At 49.1% G+C, this 2731-nt stretch carries 3 protein-coding genes; 2 read left to right on the top strand and 1 reads right to left on the bottom strand.

What is annotated here, in order from left to right; all coding sequences use genetic code 11:
- The first annotated feature begins 53 nt into the window (after positions 1–53).
- Both STRDD11_RS09860 and STRDD11_RS09855 read left to right on the top strand, forming a co-directional pair.
- Positions 54–827 (top strand): ABC transporter permease, encoded by a 774-nt coding sequence (locus STRDD11_RS09860; protein ID WP_128837175.1) that lies wholly within the window; start codon positions 54–56, stop codon positions 825–827.
- Entirely contained in the window at positions 824–1894 is a 1071-nt protein-coding gene (locus tag STRDD11_RS09855; RefSeq protein ID WP_128837174.1) for an ABC transporter substrate-binding protein, read from the top strand. The genes STRDD11_RS09860 and STRDD11_RS09855 overlap by 4 nt, the downstream gene beginning before the upstream one ends.
- A 461-nt stretch (positions 1895–2355) precedes the next feature.
- Here STRDD11_RS09855 and STRDD11_RS09850 read toward each other — a convergent pair.
- The coding region (locus STRDD11_RS09850) for a DUF6556 family protein (protein ID WP_128837315.1) at positions 2356–2731 on the bottom strand (376 nt) is incomplete at its 5' end.

Below are 2731 nucleotides of genomic sequence, written 5' to 3'. Positions count from 1 at the left end.
CTGATTGTTGCCATGCTCTTTACCATGTGGGCTACCAAGGAAAGGAGAGAACGATGAAAAAATTTGCCAATCTTTATCTGGCTGCAGTCTTTCTGATTCTCTATCTTCCGATTTTTTATCTGATTGCCTATGCTTTCAATGCAGGGGAGGATATGAACCGATTTACCGGCTTCTCTTTCAGCCATTTTCAGAGCCTGTTTGCTGATACACGGCTGATTCTCATTTTGGTGCAGACTTTCCTCCTGGCCTTTTTGTCTTCACTGCTTGCAACGCTGATCGGCACTTTTGGGGCGATTTATATTTACCAAGCCCGCAAGAGGCATCAGGCGGCTTTCCTGTCCATCAATAATATCCTTATGGTTGCGCCGGATGTCATGATTGGGGCCAGCTTTCTGATTCTCTTTACCACGGTGAAGTTCCAGCTGGGCTTCATTTCAGTCTTGGCCAGCCATGTAGCCTTTTCAATCCCTATCGTGGTATTGATGATTTTGCCCCGTCTGCAGGAAATGAACGATGACATGATCAGGGCGGCCTATGATTTGGGAGCCAGTCAGCCGCAGATGCTGAGGGAAATTATGCTGCCTTATCTGACTCCGGCCATTATTGCCGGCTACTTTATGGCCTTCACCTATTCGCTGGATGATTTTGCCGTGACCTTCTTTGTGACCGGAAACGGCTTCTCGACCCTGTCGGTGGAGATTTACTCTCGGGCCCGTCAGGGAATTTCTCTTGAAATCAACGCCCTGTCTGCTCTGGTCTTCATTTTCAGCGTTCTCCTCGTTATCGGCTATTACTTTATCACGCGCGAGAAGGAGGAAGTGCTATGAAAAAGCTTTATTCATTTTTAGCCGGGATTGCAGCGATTATCCTGCTTTTGTGGGGAGCCAGTTCTCAGCTTGAGCGCCAAACCCAAAGCAAGGGCGGTGATAAGCTGGTAATTTACAACTGGGGCGATTACATTGATCCGGAGCTGCTGACCAAGTTCAGTGAGGAAACGGGCGTGCAGGTCCAGTATGATACCTTTGACTCCAATGAAGCCATGTATACCAAAATCAAGCAGGGCGGAACGACCTATGATATTGCCATTCCCAGCGAATACATGATCGCCAAGATGATGCAGGAGAATCTGGTCGAAAAGCTGGACCACAGTCAGATTGAAGGGCTGGAAAATATCGGATCTGACTTTCTGGATCAGCCTTTTGATCCCGGCAACCAGTATTCCATCCCTTATTTCTGGGGAACGCTGGGCATTGTCTACAATGAAAAAATGCTGGACAGTGTGCCAGAGCACTGGAATGACCTCTGGCGGCCGGAGTACAAAAACTCCATTATGATGATTGACGGAGCACGGGAGGTCATGGGCATCGGCCTGAACTCGGACGGCAACAGTCTCAATTCCAAAGATGCAGCCCAGCTGCAGGCAGCAGTGGATAAGCTCTATCAGCTGACGCCCAATATCAAGGCCATCGTTGCTGATGAAATGAAAGGCTATATGGTGCAGAACAACGCAGCTATCGGTGTGACTTTCTCCGGAGAAGCCCGCCAAATGCTGGAAGCCAATGAGGACCTGCGCTATGTGGTGCCGACCGAAGCCAGCAATCTTTGGTTTGACAACATTGTCATCCCTAAAACGGTCAAGAACAAAAAAGCAGCCTATCAGTTTATTAACTTCATGCTGCGGCCGGAAAATGCCTATAAAAATGCCCTTTATGTAGGCTACTCTACCCCAAATCTGCCTGCCAAGGCCATGCTGCCAAAGGAAATCCAGGAAGACGAGGCATTTTATCCAAGCGCAGAAACCATGAAGCACTTAGAAGTCTATGAGCAGCTCGGTCCCAAATGGCTGGGGATTTACAATGACCTCTACCTGCAGGTCAAGATGTACCGCAAATAAAAACAGAGAGTGAGACAGACCGCCATGATGGCTGTGCCCTCACTCAGAGGGGGCGGTGAGAGTGGGATAGACTCCCATGATGGCTGCGTCCTCACCCACAGAGGGATGGATCTTTTGGAAGACACCGTATAAAAATCGGTAAGGCGGAGTCTTCGATTTTGTCAGCAAGTCTTCTTTTCTAGTTGCTGACCTGAAACAGCCTAACCCTGGGCCGTTTCACTCCCAATCACCGCATCTTGCAATCAAACGTTAGAAAATCACGAAGTTGGGTACTGTTGTCCCACCCTCTGTATAAAATATGAACCGTCTGCTCTGCCGGCGGCCGTCTTGACCCGCTTTCGGGTTTTCAGGCTTGAGCTGTTGGCGCTAACGAAGGTTGCTTTTGCTTTTGCTTTTCGCAGAGCAGCCTTATCAAAGGAAGAAGAAAAAAGATCCCGCTTCAACATGTGAAGCGAGATTTTTTAATTTGATGACTCTGTCTGGGTCTCGCCGGCAGTATCCGTTGCCTGGCTGGAAGCAGTGGTCTCGCCGGCCGTTGCAGTATCTGCAGCTGCAGAGCTGGATGCGCTGGTATCTGCTGTTGCGGTCTCGCTGGAAGCAGCAGTGTCTGCGGTTGCTGCGGTATCTGCAGCGGATGATTCTTTTTCTATTTCCTTGATGATGGTTGTTGTTGAGGCTGAGCTGCTGGTGTCTGTTTTAGACTTTTCGCTGTTATTGCCCAGCAGGTTCATAATAGTAATGCTGGCGATGATGATGGACAGCAGACTGGCAATAGTGGCAATGGTTTTCTGCAGGGCCGAAAAGCCGGTTTTGATGTGCTGTTTGGTTGGTTTTCTG

This window comes from Streptococcus sp. DD11, assembly GCF_001578865.1.
In the GTDB taxonomy this organism is placed as follows: Bacteria; Bacillota; Bacilli; order Lactobacillales; family Streptococcaceae; genus Streptococcus; species Streptococcus panodentis.
This window is presented reverse-complemented; position numbering and strand designations above follow the sequence as displayed.